Annotated in this window: 19 protein-coding genes; 11 read left to right on the top strand and 8 right to left on the bottom strand. The window is 72.3% G+C overall.

What is annotated here, in order from left to right:
* Positions 1-198: 198 nt before the first annotated feature.
* The 6 genes from KUM39_RS10200 to KUM39_RS10175 are packed head-to-tail and all read left to right on the top strand — an operon-like array spanning position 199 to position 4,274.
* Positions 199-645, top strand: a complete 447-nt coding sequence (locus KUM39_RS10200; protein ID WP_217785153.1) for a cupin domain-containing protein — start codon at positions 199-201, stop codon at positions 643-645.
* Positions 642-1,907 (top strand): beta-ketoacyl-[acyl-carrier-protein] synthase family protein, encoded by a 1,266-nt coding sequence (locus KUM39_RS10195; protein ID WP_217785141.1) that lies wholly within the window; start codon positions 642-644, stop codon positions 1,905-1,907. The genes KUM39_RS10200 and KUM39_RS10195 overlap by 4 nt, the downstream gene beginning before the upstream one ends.
* On the top strand, positions 1,907-3,160 hold the full coding sequence (locus KUM39_RS10190) for a ketosynthase chain-length factor (protein WP_217785140.1): 1,254 nt from the start codon (positions 1,907-1,909) through the stop codon (positions 3,158-3,160). The genes KUM39_RS10195 and KUM39_RS10190 overlap by 1 nt, the downstream gene beginning before the upstream one ends.
* Positions 3,161-3,173: 13 nt before the next feature.
* Positions 3,174-3,434 (top strand): acyl carrier protein, encoded by a 261-nt coding sequence (locus KUM39_RS10185; RefSeq protein WP_217785139.1) that lies wholly within the window; start codon positions 3,174-3,176, stop codon positions 3,432-3,434.
* Position 3,435: 1 nt separating this feature from the next.
* Entirely contained in the window at positions 3,436-3,915 is a 480-nt protein-coding gene (locus KUM39_RS10180; protein ID WP_217785138.1) for an SRPBCC family protein, read from the top strand.
* Between the two features lie 23 nt (positions 3,916-3,938).
* A complete protein-coding gene (locus tag KUM39_RS10175; protein ID WP_217785137.1) occupies positions 3,939-4,274 on the top strand; it encodes a TcmI family type II polyketide cyclase in 336 nt (111 codons plus the stop codon).
* Between the two features lie 79 nt (positions 4,275-4,353).
* Here the strand turns inward: KUM39_RS10175 and KUM39_RS10170 are convergent, their stop codons facing one another.
* Positions 4,354-5,382: a methyltransferase gene (locus KUM39_RS10170; RefSeq protein ID WP_217785136.1), complete on the bottom strand. Its 1,029-nt coding sequence runs from the start codon at positions 5,380-5,382 to the stop codon at positions 4,354-4,356.
* Positions 5,383-5,521: 139 nt separating this feature from the next.
* The gene (locus KUM39_RS10165; RefSeq protein ID WP_217785135.1) at positions 5,522-6,628 is read right to left on the bottom strand and encodes a right-handed parallel beta-helix repeat-containing protein; all 1,107 of its coding nucleotides are present in this window, start codon (positions 6,626-6,628) and stop codon (positions 5,522-5,524) included.
* A 97-nt stretch (positions 6,629-6,725) separates the two neighbouring features.
* Here KUM39_RS10165 and KUM39_RS10160 point away from each other — a divergent pair, with 97 nt between their 5' ends.
* The gene (locus KUM39_RS10160) at positions 6,726-7,367 is read left to right on the top strand and encodes a rhomboid-like protein (protein WP_217785134.1); all 642 of its coding nucleotides are present in this window, start codon (positions 6,726-6,728) and stop codon (positions 7,365-7,367) included.
* The gene (locus KUM39_RS10155; protein ID WP_217785133.1) at positions 7,364-7,846 is read left to right on the top strand and encodes a GNAT family N-acetyltransferase; all 483 of its coding nucleotides are present in this window, start codon (positions 7,364-7,366) and stop codon (positions 7,844-7,846) included. Before KUM39_RS10160 ends, KUM39_RS10155 begins: the two co-directional genes overlap by 4 nt.
* A 23-nt stretch (positions 7,847-7,869) precedes the next feature.
* Here the strand turns inward: KUM39_RS10155 and KUM39_RS10150 are convergent, their stop codons facing one another.
* On the bottom strand, positions 7,870-9,387 hold the full coding sequence (locus KUM39_RS10150; RefSeq protein ID WP_217785132.1) for an MFS transporter: 1,518 nt from the start codon (positions 9,385-9,387) through the stop codon (positions 7,870-7,872).
* 124 nt (positions 9,388-9,511) lie between these two features.
* Between KUM39_RS10150 and KUM39_RS10145 the strand changes: the two genes are divergently transcribed.
* A complete protein-coding gene (locus tag KUM39_RS10145; protein ID WP_217785131.1) occupies positions 9,512-10,225 on the top strand; it encodes a pentapeptide repeat-containing protein in 714 nt (237 codons plus the stop codon).
* A gap of 46 nt (positions 10,226-10,271) precedes the next feature.
* On the opposite strand, the gene KUM39_RS10140 is transcribed toward KUM39_RS10145, so the two are convergent.
* The 3 genes from KUM39_RS10140 to KUM39_RS10130 all read right to left on the bottom strand — a co-directional run bounded on the left by KUM39_RS10140 (position 10,272) and on the right by KUM39_RS10130 (position 12,507).
* Complete coding sequence (locus KUM39_RS10140) at positions 10,272-10,772, bottom strand: hypothetical protein (protein WP_217785130.1); 501 nt, start codon at positions 10,770-10,772, stop codon at positions 10,272-10,274.
* A gap of 65 nt (positions 10,773-10,837) precedes the next feature.
* The gene (locus KUM39_RS10135) at positions 10,838-11,800 is read right to left on the bottom strand and encodes a bifunctional GNAT family N-acetyltransferase/NUDIX hydrolase (protein ID WP_217785129.1); all 963 of its coding nucleotides are present in this window, start codon (positions 11,798-11,800) and stop codon (positions 10,838-10,840) included.
* Between the two features lie 131 nt (positions 11,801-11,931).
* Positions 11,932-12,507 (bottom strand): TerD family protein, encoded by a 576-nt coding sequence (locus tag KUM39_RS10130; RefSeq protein ID WP_217785128.1) that lies wholly within the window; start codon positions 12,505-12,507, stop codon positions 11,932-11,934.
* A gap of 171 nt (positions 12,508-12,678) precedes the next feature.
* Between KUM39_RS10130 and arfB the strand changes: the two genes are divergently transcribed.
* Positions 12,679-13,104, top strand: coding sequence for an alternative ribosome rescue aminoacyl-tRNA hydrolase ArfB (gene arfB / locus KUM39_RS10125; protein WP_217785127.1), 426 nt, complete (start codon positions 12,679-12,681; stop codon positions 13,102-13,104).
* 121 nt (positions 13,105-13,225) lie between these two features.
* On the opposite strand, the gene KUM39_RS10120 is transcribed toward arfB, so the two are convergent.
* Both KUM39_RS10120 and KUM39_RS10115 read right to left on the bottom strand, forming a co-directional pair.
* Entirely contained in the window at positions 13,226-13,678 is a 453-nt protein-coding gene (locus tag KUM39_RS10120; protein WP_217785126.1) for a GNAT family N-acetyltransferase, read from the bottom strand.
* Positions 13,679-13,773: 95 nt separating this feature from the next.
* Positions 13,774-14,352: a flavin reductase family protein gene (locus KUM39_RS10115; protein ID WP_217785125.1), complete on the bottom strand. Its 579-nt coding sequence runs from the start codon at positions 14,350-14,352 to the stop codon at positions 13,774-13,776.
* 387 nt (positions 14,353-14,739) lie between these two features.
* Between KUM39_RS10115 and cdgB the strand changes: the two genes are divergently transcribed.
* Positions 14,740-16,392, top strand: coding sequence for a diguanylate cyclase CdgB (gene cdgB, locus KUM39_RS10110; protein ID WP_217785124.1), 1,653 nt, complete (start codon positions 14,740-14,742; stop codon positions 16,390-16,392).
* The last annotated feature ends 69 nt before the right edge of the window (positions 16,393-16,461 follow it).

The raw sequence follows: 16,461 nt of genomic DNA, 5'->3' as shown, positions 1-16,461 counted from the left end.
CCCCCCCCCCCGGTCCGGGCCCGCTCCCGCCCCGCCCGCCTCACCCGACCGGCTCCCCCGCCCCCGCCCGCCAGCAGCTCCCCGCCCGCGTCCACCCCGTGCCCCGGCACGGCCCCGGCCGCGAGTCACCCCCGTACACCCCGCTCACCCGCCCCACCCACGGAGGAAACGTTGTCGATCAAACCCCGTCCCCGCATCGTGGACCTCGACGAGGTCCAGGCCCAGACGCACCGCGGCGGCGACCTGCGCGCCATGCTGACCCCGACCACCGTCGGCGCGACCAGCGGTTTCATGGGCGTGGCCATCGTGCAGCCGGGCGACCGCATCGGTGAGCACTACCACCCGTACTCCGAGGAGTTCGTGTACGTCGTCTGCGGCGAGCTGGAGGTGGACCTGGACGACGAGGCGGTCGCCCTGCGGCCCGAGCAGGGCCTGATGATCCCCGCGCACATGCGGCACCGCTTCCGCAACGTCGGCAAGACCGAGGCGCGGCTCGTCTTCCACCTGGGCCCGCTGGCCCCGCGCCCGCAGCTCGGGCACGTGGACACCGAGGAGACCGACGTCATCGGCGCCGCCGCCGTCACGACCGAGCAGCACGCCTCGTGCGCCGCGTCGGCGCACGAGCGGGACAAGGTCACCTCGTGACCCGGCGGGTGGCGGTCACCGGCATAGGCGTCGTCGCTCCGGGCGGCATCGGCGCGCCGGCGTTCTGGAACCTGCTCGCCGAGGGCCGGACCGCGACGCGCGGCATCACCTTCTTCGACCCCTCGGGCCTCAGGTCCCGGATCGCGGCCGAGTGCGACTTCGACCCGGCGGCCCACGGTCTGGACGCCGAGGAGATCGCGCGCGCGGACCGGTACATCCAGTTCGCGATGGTCGCGGGCGACGAGGCGGTCCGTGACTCCGGGCTCGACCTGGCCAACGAGAACCCCTGGCGGGTCGGGGTGTCCCTGGGCACCGCGGTCGGCGGCACCACCCGCCTGGAGCACGACTACGTCCTCGTCAGCCACGGCGGCGAGCGCTGGGACGTGGACCACTCCCGGTCCGAGGCCCACCTCCAGCGGGCGTTCACGCCCGCCACGGTGGCCTCGGCGGTGGCGGAACGGTTCGGCGCGCAGGGCCCGGTGCAGACCGTCTCCACCGGCTGCACCTCGGGGCTCGACGCCGTCGGCTACGCCTTCCACACCGTCGAAGAGGGACGGGCGGACATCTGCATAGCCGGTGCGTCGGACTCGCCGATCTCCCCGATCACGATGGCGTGCTTCGACGCGATCAGGGCGACCTCGCCGAACAACGACGACCCCGCGCACGCCTCCCGGCCCTTCGACAACAACCGTGACGGCTTCGTCATGGGCGAGGGCGGCGCGGTGCTCGTCTTGGAGGAACTGGAGCACGCCCGGGCCCGCGGCGCGCACATCTACTGCGAGCTGGGCGGCTACGCCACCTTCGGCAACGCCTACCACATGACCGGTCTGACCAGCGACGGCCTGGAGATGGCCCGCGCCATCGACACCGCGCTGGACCACGCGAGGCTGGACCCGACGGCGATCGACTACGTCAACGCGCACGGTTCCGGCACCCGGCAGAACGACCGCCACGAGACGGCGGCCGTGAAGCGGGCGCTCGGACAGCACGCGTACGACACCCCGATGAGCTCCATCAAGTCGATGGTGGGGCACTCCCTCGGGGCGATCGGCGCCATCGAGGTGGTCGCCTGTGTGCTGGCCCTCGCCAAGCAGGCCGTACCCCCGACCGCCAACTACGAGGTTCCCGACCCCGAGTGCGACCTGGACTACGTCCCGCGTGTCGCCCGCGACCGGAAGCTGAACAGCGTCCTGTCCGTGGGCAGCGGGTTCGGCGGATTCCAGTCGGCGGTGGTCCTGACCCGGACGAGGGAGAGGACGTGATGAGCGAACCCAAGGAAGCGCGTGCGGCCGTCACCGGCATCGGTGTGGTCGCGCCCAACGGAACCAGCACGGACACCTTCTGGAAGGCCACGCACGAGGGCGTCAGCGTCCTCGACCGCATCTCCCGCGAGGGCTGCGCCGACCTGCCGCTGAAGGTGGCGGGCGAGGTGCGCGGCTTCGAACCGGCCGACACGATCGACGGACGGTTCCTCGTCCAGACCGACCGCTACACCCACTTCGCCCTCGCGGCGGCCGACCTCGCGCTGGAGGACGCCCGGCTCGGGCAGGCCGACACCGACGCCGACCCGTACGCGGTCGGCGTGGTCACCGCGGCCGGTTCCGGCGGCGGCGAGTTCGGGCAGCGCGAGCTCCAGCAGCTGTGGGGCAAGGGCAGCCGGTTCGTCGGGCCGTACCAGTCGATCGCCTGGTTCTACGCGGCCAGCACCGGCCAGATCTCCATCCGGCGCGGGTTCAAGGGCCCCTGCTCGGTCGTCGCCTCCGACGAGGCCGGCGGTCTGGACGCCCTGGCCCACGCGGCCCGCGCCGTCCGGCGCGGCACCGACGTGATCGTGGCCGGTGCCACCGAGGCGCCGCTCGCGCCGTACTCGATGGTCTGCCAGCTCGGCTATGGCGAACTGAGCCTGGAGACCGACCCGGAGCGGGCGTACCGGCCCTTCACCGAGGGTGCCCGGGGGTTCGTGCCCGCCGAGGGCGGCGCGATGCTCGTCGTGGAGTCCGAGCGGGCCGCCCGTGAACGCGGCGCGGAGGTCCGGGCCTACGTCGCCGGGCACGCGGCCACCTTCACCGGGGCCTCCCGCTGGACCGAGTCGCGGGCCGGTCTCGCCGAGGCGGTCCGGCGGGCCCTCGACGAGGCGGGCTGCGCACCCGAGGAGGTCGATGTCGTCTTCGCGGACGCCCTCGGCATCCCGGAGGCGGACCGCGCGGAGGCGCTGGCCCTCGCCGACGCCCTCGGCGCGCACGGCACGAGGGTGCCGGTCACCGCACCCAAGACGGGCACCGGACGCGGCTACTGCGCCGCCCCGGTGCTGGACAGCGCGGCGGCCGTCCTGGCGATGGAGCACGGGCTGATCCCGCCGACGCCCAATGTCCAGGACGTCTGCCACGACCTCGACCTCGTGACCGGGCGCGCCCGGCCCGCGGAGCTGCGGACCGCGCTGGTGCTCAGCCGCGGGCTCATGGGGTCGAACTCGGCGCTGGTGCTCCGGCACGGCGCCGCACACGCCCAGCAGTAGAGGAGGCACTCGCATGAACGCACAGATCACCGTCGAGGAACTGGCCACGCTGATGAGGACGGCCGCCGGGGTCACCGTCGCCCCGGAGGAACTCCTGGAGCGCGGGGAGGCGGGCGGTTTCGAGGCACTCGGCGTCGATTCGCTCGGTCTGCTCGGCATCGTCGGCGAGCTGGAGAACCGGCACGGCACGCCGATGCCGCCGGACGCCGAGCGGTGCAGGACCCCCCGGCAGTTCCTCGACCTCGTCAACAGCACCCTGATGGCAGGAGCCTGAGATGACCGGACACACCCAGAACGAGATCACGATCGCGGCCCCGCTGGACGTGGTCTGGGACATGACCAACGACCTGGCGAACTGGCCGAACCTGTTCAGCGAGTACGCGTCCGTCGAGGTCCTGGCCCGCGAGGGCGAGAAGACCACGTTCCGGCTGACCATGCACCCCGACGACAACGGTGTCGTCTGGAGCTGGGTCTCCGAGCGCGAGCCCGACCGCGCCACCCTCACCGTCAAGGCCCGCCGGGTCGAGACCGGTCCGTTCGCCCACATGAACATCCACTGGCGGTACGAGGAAGTGCCCGGCGGTGTCCGGATGGTGTGGACGCAGGACTTCGCGATGAAGCCCGAGGCGCCGGTGGACGACGACTGGATGACCGACAACATCAACCGGAACTCGAAGGTCCAGATGGCCCTGATCCGGGACAAGGTCCAGCAGGCCGCCGCCTCCGGCCGTCCCGCCCCGGCCCTGGCCGACTGACCCGCGAACGAGGAGCGAGTCCCATGCACCAGGCCCTGATCGTCGCCCGGATGGCTCCGGGGTCCGCCCCCGACATCGCCCGGGTGTTCGCCGACTCCGACCGCGGGGAGCTGCCCCACCTCGTCGGGGTCACCCGGCGCAGCCTCTTCCAGTTCGGCGACGTGTACATGCACCTGATCGAGTCCGAGCGCGAGCCGGGCCCGGCCATCGCCAACGTGACCTCCCACCCCGAGTTCCGCGACGTGAGCGACCGCCTGACGGCGTACGTGAGCGCCTACGACCCGGAGACCTGGCGGGGTCCGCAGGACGCGATGGCCCGGCGTTTCTACCTCTGGGAGCGCGACCCAGCCGTGCGGTGACCCCCGGACGGCCACCGGCCGCCGGGCCCGCGTGATGCGGGCCCGGCGGCCGGCGCTCGTGTACCGGTACGACGGCTGCTCAGCCGGGCACGTGGCACTCGAAGGCGTGCAGGTAGGGGTTGACCGGGCGGACGGAGTCGATCTCCAGGCCCGCCGCCGCGAGGCGGCTCAGCATGCTCTCGGTGGTGTGCTTGGCACCGCCCACGTTGAGCAGCAGCATCAGGTCCATCGCGGTGCTGAACCGCATCGAGGGGGAGTCGTCCACCATGTTCTCGATGACGACGACCCGTGTGCCGGGGCCACCGGCCGCGACGACGTTGCCCAGCAGGCGGGCGGTGGACTCGTCGTCCCACTCCAGGATGTTCTTGATGACGTAGACGTCCGACTTGACCGGCACCGCCTCGCGCACGTCACCGGGGACGATCCGGGCGCGGGAGGCCAGGTCGCCGCCCTCGCGCAGCCGGGGCAGCGCGTTCTCCACGACGCGGGGCAGGTCGAGCAGACTGCCGTGCAGCGCCGGGTACTTGTCGAGCAGACAGGCCACCACATGGCCCTGGCCGCCGCCGCAGTCCGCGACCGACGTGGCGCCGGACAGGTCGAGCAGGTCGGCCACCTCGCGCGCCGACTGCTCGCTGGAGCGGGTCATGGCCTGGTTGAAGACGTCCGCGGACTCCGGGGCGTCCTCGTTGAGGTAGGTGAAGAACTCCTTGCCGTACAGGCCCTCCACCACGTTGTCGCCGGTGCGTACGGCCTCGTCCAGCTTGGGCCAGGCGTCCCAGGTCCACGGCTCGGTGCACCACAGGGCGATGGCCCGCAGGCTGTTCGGGTCGTCCTCGCGCAGCAGCCGCGACATCGCGGTGTGCTCGAAGGTGCCGTCCGGCAGCTCGGCGAAGACGCCGTAGCAGGACAGCGCGCGCAGCAGGCGGCGCAGCGGCTTCGGCTCGGTCTTCACGGCGGCGGCGAGGTCCTCGACGGCCGTCGGGCGGTTGTCGAGCGCGTCGGCGACACCGAGGCGGGCGGCGGCGCGGACGGCGGCGGCGCAGGCCGCGCCGAACACGAGTTCGCGCAGGCGCATGGGAGGCGGGGGAGCTGTCTCAGCGGTGGTCATCTGCCGCCCTCTCTCTTTCTACGGGGCTACGGGACTAAGGGGCTACGGGACTGCGGGACTGCGGGGCTGCGGGACTACGGGACTGCGGGACTGCGGGGATTCCGGGCCGCGGACTGCGCCGGTCGGGCGGGCGGCGCGGTCAGCACAGACCGGCGGGCCGGGACGCCCGGCAGGTGTTGCGCTGGAAGGTGTTGCCCTTGCCCTTGTCCGTGTTCACCAGGTCCGCCGGGGCGTTGCTCTCCAGCGTGTTGGCGTCGATCGTGTTCTTGTCGCTGGTCACGCCGACGAAGCTCTTGAAGAGCACGATGCCGCCGGACAGCGGGGACGTGCCGGAGTTGCCGGAGACGTGGTTCTGCGTGACCCGCGTCTTCTCGGTGCCGGTGAGCACGATCCCGGAGCCCTGGAGCGCGGGGAGCCGGTCGGTCTTGGGGCAGGACTTGTTGTTCTTGACGACCCGGTTCGCGGCCACCTCGATGGAGCCGGTCTTGGGCTTGTTCTCGTCGCCGACGACGAAGACGCCCGCGCAGTTGCCGGTGACGTCGTTCTCCGCCACGGTCACGTTGCGCAGCCGTCGCACGGTGACGCCGATGCGGTTGTCCTCGACGCGGTTGTGCTCGACCAGGGTCTGCCCGGCGTCGTAGGCGCCGGCCTCCTCCTTGATCGTGTTGGCGAGGAACAGGCCCGCGTCGCCGTTGGCGTGGGCGTAGTTGTTCCGGAGCAGGCCGTGCACCGAGCGCTCCAGGGCGATGCCCCAGACCCCGTTCTTGTGGGCGTGCACATCGCGCACGGTCAGGCTGTCCGTGGCCATGCCGAAGACGCCGGTGCGGCTGAAGCCGGTGACCGTCAGGTCGGCGACGGTGACGCCCTGGACGTTCGTCTTCTTGGTGCCGACGACGCAGATGCCGTTGCCCCCCTCGGCGCAGCTGTCGGACGCCTTCGCGGCGCCCTTCGCAGCGGTGACGGCGGTCTTGCCCGCCGGGCGGATCACCGTCTTCGGCCCGGCGCCGCGCAGGGTCAGCCACGGGGTGCCGATCTTGACGCTCTCGCGGTAGGTGCCGGGGAGCACGTACACCGTGTCACCGGCCTTGGCGGCGTCCACCGCCTTCTGGATCGACTGACCCGGACGGACCACATGGGTCGCGTGGCTGTGGTGGGCGGCCGGCGCGGAGGTGGCGGGGGCCGCGCCGAGACCGGCGCCGAGGAGGGCGGCCGTGCACGCCAGGTACGCGATGTGACATTTCTTCATATCGCTTACGGTATGACTGTTCCATCCCGGTTCGGCATGATGGGCCATCCGGTGGCGTGTCAGCCCCCGCCCGGCGGGGGCCGCCCATACTGGGCCCGTGGACAGGGTTGCCGAGCGGGGCCGGAGGGGGCTGCGGGCCGTCGCGCGCTATGTGCGCAGCGCGCCCGGCACCTACGTCTGGCTGCTGATCCTCTTCGTCACCACGGTCGCCCTGCACCACATGTCCCCGGCGTTCGAGCAGGAGTTCCTGCGCCAGCACTCCACCAACATCCGCGAGCTGTCCGAGAACCCGGTCCGGGTGCTCATCACCAGCGCCATGTGGATCGACGGCGGCCACTGGCTGCCGTACGCGGTGCTGTACACCGTCTTCCACGCGCAGGCCGAGCGGTGGCTCGGCACCCCGCGCTGGCTCGCGGTGTGCGCCGCCGCGCACGTGCTGGCCACGCTGGTCAGCGAACTCGCGCTGCTGCTGGCCATCCACGACGGCCACGCCCCGCGCTCGGCGGTCAACACCCTGGACATCGGCGTGAGTTACGCCCTGGCCGGGGTCGTCGCCGTCCTCACCTACCGCGTTCCGCCGCCCTGGCGGTACGGCTACCTCGCCGTCGTCCTCGCGGTGTACGGCGTCCCGCTCGGCACCGGCCGCACCTTCACCGACTTCGGTCACTTCCTGTCCGTACTGATCGGACTCGGCTGCTATCCGCTCACCCGGGGGCGCGGACGTACGCTCGCCGCATGATTCGTACCGCCGTACCCGCCGACGTCCCCGTCATCCACGCGCTCATCCGCGAGCTGGCCGTCTACGAGAAGGAGCCGGACCAGGCGCGGGCGACCGAGGAGCAGGTGCGCGAGGCGCTGTTCGGGGAGCGCCCGGCCGCCTACGCGCACGTCGCGGAGGACGCCGGTGGTGAGGTCGTCGGGTTCGCGCTGTGGTTCCTGAACTTCTCCACCTGGCGCGGGGTGCACGGCGTCCACCTGGAGGACCTGTTCGTCCGCCCCTCCGCGCGGGGCGCCGGGCACGGCAGGGCCCTGCTGACCGAACTGGCCCGGCTCTGCGTGGCGCGCGGCTACGGCCGCCTGGAGTGGTCGGTGCTCGACTGGAACCGGCCCGCCATCGGCTTCTACGAGGCGCTGGGCGCCCGCCCGCTGGACGGCTGGACGGTGTACCGGCTGACGGACGGGGCGCTGGCGGAGCTGGGCGGTTCCGGCGGCGACTGAGCGGGCCCGGGGGCCCGGCGCGCTCAGGGCACCGACTCGGTCACCGGCTGCCCGGTGGGGACGCCCCTGCCCGGCGCCTTGGCGGTGACCATCACGCCCGCGACCACACCGGCGAGCAGCATGACGGCCGCCGCCCACCAGATGGCCACCGTGTAGCCGTGCACCACGCCCTCGGCGGTGACGGCCGCCCGCTGGGCCGGGTCGCGCAGATGGGCCGCGATCCAGGCGGCGCCGCTGGTGGTGGCGATGGTGTTGAGCAGCGCCGTGCCGATCGAACCGCCCACCTGCTGGGCGGTGTTGACGGTCGCGGAGGTGACTCCGGCGTCGCGCGGGGCGACCCCGGCGGTGGCGGTGGCGAACACCGGCATGAAGGTCAGGCCCATGCCGAGGCCGAGCAGGATCAGCGCGGGCAGGATCTCGCTCGTGTACGACGAGTGCACGGTCAGCCGGGTGAGCAGCAGCAGGGCGACGCAGGCCAGGATCATGCCGGGCACCATCAGCATGCGCGGCGGCACCCGCTGGAGCAGCCGGGCGGAGATCTGCGTGGAGCCGATGATGATCGCGGCGGTCAGCGGGAGGAAGCCGAGCCCGGCGCGGACGGGGGAGTAGCCCAGGATGACCTGGAGGTAGTAGGTCAGGAACAGGAACAGCCCGAACAGGCCGATGACCGCGAGCATCATGGTCAGGAAGCAGCCCGCGCGGGTGCGGTCGCGGACGATGTGCAGCGGCAGCAGGGGGCTGGGGGCGCGGTTCTGCCACCACACGAACGCGATCAGCAGCGCGATCCCGGCCGCGAACAGGGCGAGGACGAGGGGGCTGGTGAAGCCGCGCGGCTCGGCCTCGCTGAAGCCGTAGACGATGGCGACCAGGCCGCCGCAGCCGAGGATCGCGCCGGGCACGTCGAGCCGGACCTCGCGGGAGTGGCCGGGGCGGTCGTGCAGGAGCGCGAACGCGCCGAACACCGCGACGATGGCGATGGGCGCGTTGACGTAGAGGCACCAGCGCCAGTTCAGGTACTCGGTGAGCAGACCGCCCACGATGAAGCCGATGGCCGAGCCGCTGCCCGCGAGGGCGCCGTAGATGCCGAACGCCTTGCCGCGTTCGCGCGGGTCGGTGAACGTGGTCGTCAGCAGGCTCAGCGCGGAGGGCGCGAGGAGCGCGGCGAAGGCGCCCTGGAGGGCGCGGGCGCCGAAGAGCATGCCGGGGCTCTCGGCGGCGCCGCCGATCGCGGAGGCGAGCGCGAACCCGATCAGTCCGATGACGAACGTCCGTTTGCGGCCGACGAGGTCGGAGATCCGGCCGCCGAGCAGCAGCAGGCCGCCGAAGGCCAGGGTGTACGCGGTGATCACCCACTGCCGGTCGCCGTTCGAGATGTGCAGCTCGTTCTGCGCGGACGGCAGCGCGATGTTCACGATCGTCGCGTCCAGGACGACCATCAGCTGCGCGAGCGCGATGATCACCAGGCCCCACCAGCGGTGCGGATCGCTCTCCCCGGCCCCCGCCGAAACCGGCGGGGCTTCACCCTTTCGGCCTATGCTCATTGGGACAGAAGACCATGAATCATGGTTTGTCGCATCCGGATCGGGAGCACTGTCCGATTATCGGACGTTCGTGGGGTGCGGTCCGGGGCGGGGCGTTGTCGGTGGCCGGGTGCAGCATGGGGGCATGGCGAGGCGAGCGGCGGGTGCGGCGGGTGCGGGTACGGGCACGGGGGGTGCGGCGGACCGGGGGATCAAGGCGGCCCGGCGGCCGGAGGTACGGCTGCCGGGGCTGACGCCCTGGCCCGACGCCGAACTGGAGGCGGACGGGGACTACGACGGTCTGGAGTTCCGGGACGCCGACCTCGGCGGGCAGACGGGGCGGGGCGCCCGCTTCATGGACAGCGCGCTGACGGGGTGTCTGCTGGACGGGACCGTGCTCGGCCGTGCCCGTTTCCTGGACTGCGTCCTCACCGGCCTGCGGGGCGTCGGCACCCACCTCGCGGAATCCACCCTCCGGGACGTGGAACTGGTGGACGCCCGGCTCGGCGGTACGCAGTGGCACGGCGCGGTGTTCGAACGGGTCGTCGTGCGCGGCGGCAAGATCGACTATCTGAATCTGCGCGAGGCCCGGCTGAAGGACGTGGTCTTCGAGTCCTGCGTGCTGGCGGAGCCCGACTTCTCCGGTGCGCGTCTGGAGCGCGTGGAGTTCGTGGACTGCGTGGTCAAGGGCGCGGACTTCGGCAACGCGGTCCTGAAGGACGTGGATCTGCGCGGGGCCGCCCCGCTGGAGATCACCCGCGGGCTCGACCGGCTGTCGGGGGCGGTGATCAGTACGGGGCAGCTGCTGGACCTGGCTCCGGTGCTGGCGGCGGAGCTGGGGATCAGGGTGGAGGGGTGAGGGGGCTCCTCCGGGGCCGGGGGCGCCCCCGTCGGGCGGGCCCGGCTCAGGAGAGGCGCGGGAAGCGGGCCTGGAGGGTCCAGACCGCCGGGTTCTCCGCGAGGTCGTCGTGCAGGTCGGTGAGGTCCGCGAGCAGGTCGTGCAGGAAGTCCCGTGCCTCGCGCCGGAGTTCGGTGAACGAGAAGGCCAGCGGGGCCTCCTCGACCGGCATCCAGTCGGCCTCGATGTCCACCCAGCCGAACCGGCGCTCGAACAGCATGCGGTCCGTGGACTCGGTGAAGTCCAGCTCCGCGTGCTGCGGCCGGGACGCCCGCGAGCCCATCGGGTCCTTGTCCAAACGCTCCACGATGTCGCACAGCGCCCACGCGAAGTCCAGCACCGGTACCCATCCCCAGGCGGTGGACAGCTCCCGGTCCGACTCGGTGTCCGCGAGATACACGTCCCCGCAGAACAGGTCGTGCCGCAGCGTCCGGACGTCCGCCCGCCGGTAGTCCATCTGCGGGGGGTCCGGGAAGCGGTTCGAGAGCGCGTATCCGATGTCGAGCACCCGCAGATGGTGTCATGCGGCACGCCCCGCTCGGGGCGGCGGGGGAGCGGGGGTGCCCGGTGGGGTCAGCCGGTGGGGTCAGCCGGTGGGCCGGGGGTGCCGGATTCCCACGCGTCCAGCAGAGCGGCCAGGTCCGGGGGGTTGACGGGTTCCGCGGTGGTGGCCAGTTCGGCGCGGGGCCACCAGCGCCAGGCGACGATGCTCTCGGCGTCGTGGAGGGCGAGGTCGGACGGGGGTCGGCGGGGGCCGCGGGTGACGTAGACGTGTTCGCGCTGGTGGACGGGGTCGGTGCCGTGGGTGAGGTCGCCCTCCCAGGTGCACAGCAGGGCCTCCGGTTCGAGATCGGTCCAGCCGGTCTCCTCCCGGAGTTCGCGCCGGGCGCCGTCCCGGGGGGTCTCGCCCGGCTCCAGGCAGCCGCCGGGGGCCACCCAGTGCCTGCCGAGTCCGGGGAGATCGTGGCAGAGCAGCAGCGCCGCGCCCCCGGGGTCCACCACCACCGTCCGGGCGGCGCGCCGCAGCCGGTACAGCGGCTTGCGCAGCACCGTGCAGGGGCGGCCCAGGGCACGGTCGGGACGCCGGGCCAGCGGGGTGTGGCCGAGGGCGGTCCAGAAGGCGAGACCGGAGGTGTTGCCGTCGAGCACGGCGAGCCGGACACCCGCGCGGCCGTCCGCGCGGAAGCGGTTCTCGACCAGCCCGGCCAGCCGACGCCCGTACCCCCGGCCCTGCGCCGCCGCGTCGATCATCAGCAGGCCGATCCACGGGTCCGGGTCGGCCGGGTCGGGGTGCCGGTCCAGGGTGATCACGATCCCGACCAGCCTGCCTTCCGCACGGGCCAGCAGCACGTCCGCACCCGGACGCGCGCGCTCCTCCGCGAGCGAGGCGGCCACCTGCTCCGGGCGTACGTCGTCCGGGTCCGGGAACTCCCCGCCGAGCGCGTGGAAGGCGTGGTGCGACGCGTAGAGCGCGGTCAGCTCGGTGAGCAGCGGGGCCGGGAGGTCCGGGCCGGACGGCAGGGGTTCGAGGATCATCCGCGCACGGTAGCGCGACGGGGCGCGGGGGCCGGGCGGATCGCGTACGACCGCCCGGCACCCCGTCAACTCCCCTGCGGGACAACCGGGTCAGACACCTCGGGGTCCCGGCGCCGGGATGTCCGGACGCCTCAGACGTTGACCCCGAAGTCCTGGGCGATGCCGACCAGACCCGAGGCGTAACCCTGGCCCACCGCGCGGAACTTCCACTCCGCGCCGTTGCGGTACAGCTCGCCGAAGACCATCGCCGTCTCGGTCGCCGCGTCCTCGGAGAGGTCGTACCGCGCGATCTCGGCGCCACCGGCCTGGTTGACGATGCGGATGTACGCGTTGCGGACCTGGCCGAAGTTCTGGCCGCGGTTCTCCGCGTCGTAGATGGAGACCGGGAAGACGATCTTGTCGATGTCGGCGGGGAGGGCCGCCAGGTTGACGTTGATGGACTCGTCGTCGCCCGCGCCCTCGCCGGTGCGGTTGTCACCCGTGTGGACGATGGAGTTGTCCGGCGTCTGCTTGTTGTTGAAGAAGACGAAGTGCGCGTCCGAGTACACCTTGCCCTCGGTGTTCACCGCGATGGCGGACGCGTCGAGGTCGAAGTCCGTGCCGGTGGTGGTGCGGACGTCCCAGCCGAGGCCCACGGTGACGGCGGTCAGGCCCGGAGCCTCCTTGGTGAGCGAGACGTTGCCACCCTTGGACAGGCTTACAGCCATGTGGGGAGTCCCTTCCTTGTGTCCACGTATCTGACGTATCTGTGCCGATGAAGCTACCGGCACCCGGGAGAACGTCGAGGGGGGTCCCGGTGGTTCCGCATCCCTTTACCTTTTTTACCTTTCGGGAAATCAGGGTGACGCGGACCCGCCGGAACGGGGAACATGGACCCCATGTCCGGGCCTCATCTCATCCGTGGCTCGGTCTCGCTTCCCGAGGCCGAGCTGAACTGGCGTTTCTCGCGCTCGTCCGGCCCCGGTGGCCAGCACGTCAACACCAGTGACTCGCAGGTCGAGTTGCGTTTCGACCTCGCGGGCACCGCGTCGCTGCCGCCGGTGTGGAAGGCACGCGCGCTGGAGCGGCTGGCGGGGCGCCTGGTGGACGGCTGCGTGGTCGTACGCGCCTCCGAGCACCGTTCCCAGTGGCGCAACCGGGAGACGGCGGCCGTCCGGCTCGCCGCGCTCCTCGCGGAGGCGACCGCGCCGCCGCCCCAGCCCCGCCGTCCCACCCGTATCCCCCGGGGTATCAACGAGCGGCGCCTGCGGGAGAAGAAGCAGCGCTCGGACACCAAGCGGGGGCGCTCCGCGCGGGACTGGTAGCGCGCCGGGGATTCTTCGCCCCCGCCGCCCCTACCCGTCCCGTCCCAGGGGGCTGCGCCCCCTCGCCCCCCGCCCGGCCCTCCGGGCCTTGTCCTCAAGCGCCGGACGGGCCGAAAAGCCGCTACAGCTCCCGTACCCCCACCGTCTGGCCCCCGCTGGTCTCGCCGTTCGGCCGGAACCCCAGTCCCCGATAGAAACCCTCGGGCCCGTCCGGTCCCGGATGCCAGGTGACGTACATCTCCTCGGTGCCGCGCGCCCGCAGTTCGGCGGCGACCGACTCGACCGCGAACCGCCCGTGGCCCCGGCCCTGTTCACCGGCCGCGATGTTCAGCCGCCACAGCCCGGAGCGGGTCAGGGTGCCGTCGCCGCGCCAGTCGATGTCGAAGAACGCCATCAGGAAACCCACCGCGCGGTCGCCGTCCACGATCAGCCGGGGCCAGGCGACGCCGGGGTGGACGTACGCCTCCGCCAGCGATTTCACGACCGGCGCCACCGCGTGCGCCTGGTCCGGGCGGACCTGTACGGCCAGGGCGGCGTCGATGTTCTGCGGGGTGAGGACGGCGAGACTCGGCATGCCCGCACCCTAGGCAGCGGGCCGCTCGCGGGGCACCGGGTTTTCCGCGCCCCGGCTCCCCGCTCCCCGCTCCCCGTCTTCTCGGGAAATCCCCCTCACCCCAGCTTCCGGTACCGCCCCCGGTAGTACATGAGCGGTGCTCCCTCCGGGCCCGCGCCCGGGGCTGCGGCTGTCAGGACGCGGCCGATGAGGAGGGTGTGGTCGCCGGAGACCACGCGCTGTTCGGTGCGGCACTCGACGGTGGCCAGGGCGCCGTTCACGAGGAGGGCGTTCGTGGCCGTGCCGCGGGTGCAGGGGAGGTCGGCGAAGAGGAGGCGGTCGCTGACGCGGCCCTTCATGGCGAAGCGGCCCGCGATGTGGCGCTGGGTGTCGGCGAGGACAGAGACGGCCCACAGGGGCTGTTCGTCGAGGAGGTCGTCCATGCGGGAGCCGGTGCGCAGGCTGATCATGGCCAGCGGCGGGTCCAGCGAGACGGACATGAAGGCGGTGGCGGTCATGCCGACGTCCTCCACGTCCGGCGCGGTCGGGTCGTCCGGGTCGAGCGGCAGCTCCCGCGCGGTCACCAGGACCACGCCCGCGGCCAGCCGGGACATCGCGGCTCGGAACTCGTCGTCGGTCACCCCCTCAGCATGCACGGTGACTGCGGCGGCGGTGGAGGAGGAAGTGTTCAGCACGCCGGAAACGCTAATCCCCGTCCTCCCGCGCCCGCATCGGGCGGTGGGCCGAGCCGGGACCTAGGACGGGGGGACCAGCGCGGCCCGCTTCCGGCGCCCCCTCCGGCCCGCTCCCGGCGCCCCACCCGGTCGTCCGTGTGCAACAACTGAACACACCGACAAACCAAACCGTTCGTAAGCGCACAGCAGGAACGCAGAAACTCCACGCAATTGTTCACGTTCTACTGTGACTTGAGTCACAAGAGGCATGAATTGTTGACCCTGTGTACCGGGTGGGCAGCGCGCTGTGATTCAGTGGCGGAAGGCCGGTGAGCACCACAGAACCCGCTGCGGAAGCGCCGACGACAACCCTTGATTCGTCGCCGAGGTCTCGGGGGGAGGGCGTACATGGAGACCGAGTCGGAGCCGTACGTCCGTCTTGCGTCCCTGCGGCAGCTGCATCAGGTCATGGCCGACATGAACACGGCACGCAGCCTCGCGGACACGCTGCAAACCGTCGCGGACGGTGTGGTGGAGGCGCTCGGGTACGAGATGGCCTGTGTGAACCTCGTCCGCCCGGACGGTGACCTCGTGGTCGCCGCCCTCGCCGGGAACTCCGCCGCCGAGGCCCTGATCACCGGCCGGGTCGGCTCCCGCGACTCCTGGGTGCGCCGCCTGAACATGGGCGAGCAGTGGGGCGATCTGGTGTTCATCCCGTACACCGAGGGCTGGGTGCTGGACGACGACGACGTCCCCCAGTGGTTCACCGACGGCCCCGTCCCCCGCTTCGACGACGAGTGGCACCCCTCGGACCGCCTGTTCGCCCCGATGTACACCCCCGGTGTGCAGGGCGGCGGCTCGGGCGAACTCCTCGGTGTCATATCCGTGGACCGCCCGCGCAACGGCCGCCGCCCCGGCGCCTGGGGCCGTGAAGCGCTCCAGATGTACGCGTTCCAGGCCGCGATAGCCATCAGCAACGCCCGCCTGCGCGCCAACATGCAGCGCGCCCTGGTCCGCCTGGAGCGGGAGCAGCAGGCGCTGCGGGCCAGCGAGGAATCCTTCCGCCAGGCCTTCGAGTACGCCCCCTCCGGCATGGCCATCGCCGAGATGGGCGGCGACCAGCACGGCCGCATCCTGCGCACCAACGACGCCCTGTGCCGCCTGCTCGGCCGCCCCGCCTCCGCGATGCGCCGCTACTCCTTCTCCGACCTCGTCCACCCCGAGGACGTCGGCACCCTGCTGCGCACCTCCGCCGAGGGCGGCCGGGCCGAACTCCGCTTCACCCGGCGCGACGGCGGCTACGTCTGGGTCTCGCTGCGCAACTCCGTGGTCGCGGACGCCGCCGACGGGCCGCGCTTCCTGCTCACCCACGTCGAGGACATAGAGGAGCGCAAGCGCCGCGAGCTGCAGCTCGCCCACCGCGCCTCCCACGACTCCCTCACCGGGCTGCCGAACTCCGCCGAGCTGCGCTCCCGGCTCTCCGCCCGGCTCTGCCACCGCCCCGCGCACGCCCTGGAGTCCCTGGACACCGCCTACGGCCACCCCGCCTACGACGAGGCACCGGCCGGTCACGGCTTCGACTACGCGCCGGGCGCCCCGGGGTACGAGGGCTACGACCGGCATGTGCACACCGCCGCCCCCGAGGAGGGCGCGGACGACGGCACCAAGGGGCTCGCCGTCCTCTTCTGCGACCTCGACGGCTTCAAGTCGATCAACGACCGCTTCGGGCACAACGCGGGCGACGCGGTCCTCATCGAGGTCGCCCACCGGCTCTCGCGCGGGGTGCGCGACGGGGACACCGTGGCGCGGCTCGGCGGCGACGAGTTCGTGATCCTCGCCGACGGCCTCGGCCGGGCCGACGCGGCGGACCTCGCCGTACGGCTGCGCAACGAGATCATCCAGCCGATCCGCGCCGAGGGCCGGGCCGTCCGGGTGGGCGCCAGCTTCGGCATCGGATGGGCGCACTGCGGCATGACGGCGGACGAAGTGCTGAAGTCCGCCGACGAAAGGATGTACGTCGAGAAAAGATCTCGCCCCAAGCAGCACCGTCGGGCGGGATGACCGCAGGTCGCCGACTCCGGTGCGGTCCGCGTCACCCGTTCGGGTCACCGGGAGCGGGTAGGCTCGCCC

The organism is Streptomyces corallincola (assembly GCF_019104725.1).
In the GTDB taxonomy this organism is placed as follows: domain Bacteria; phylum Actinomycetota; class Actinomycetes; order Streptomycetales; family Streptomycetaceae; genus Streptomyces; species Streptomyces corallincola.
This window is presented reverse-complemented; position numbering and strand designations above follow the sequence as displayed.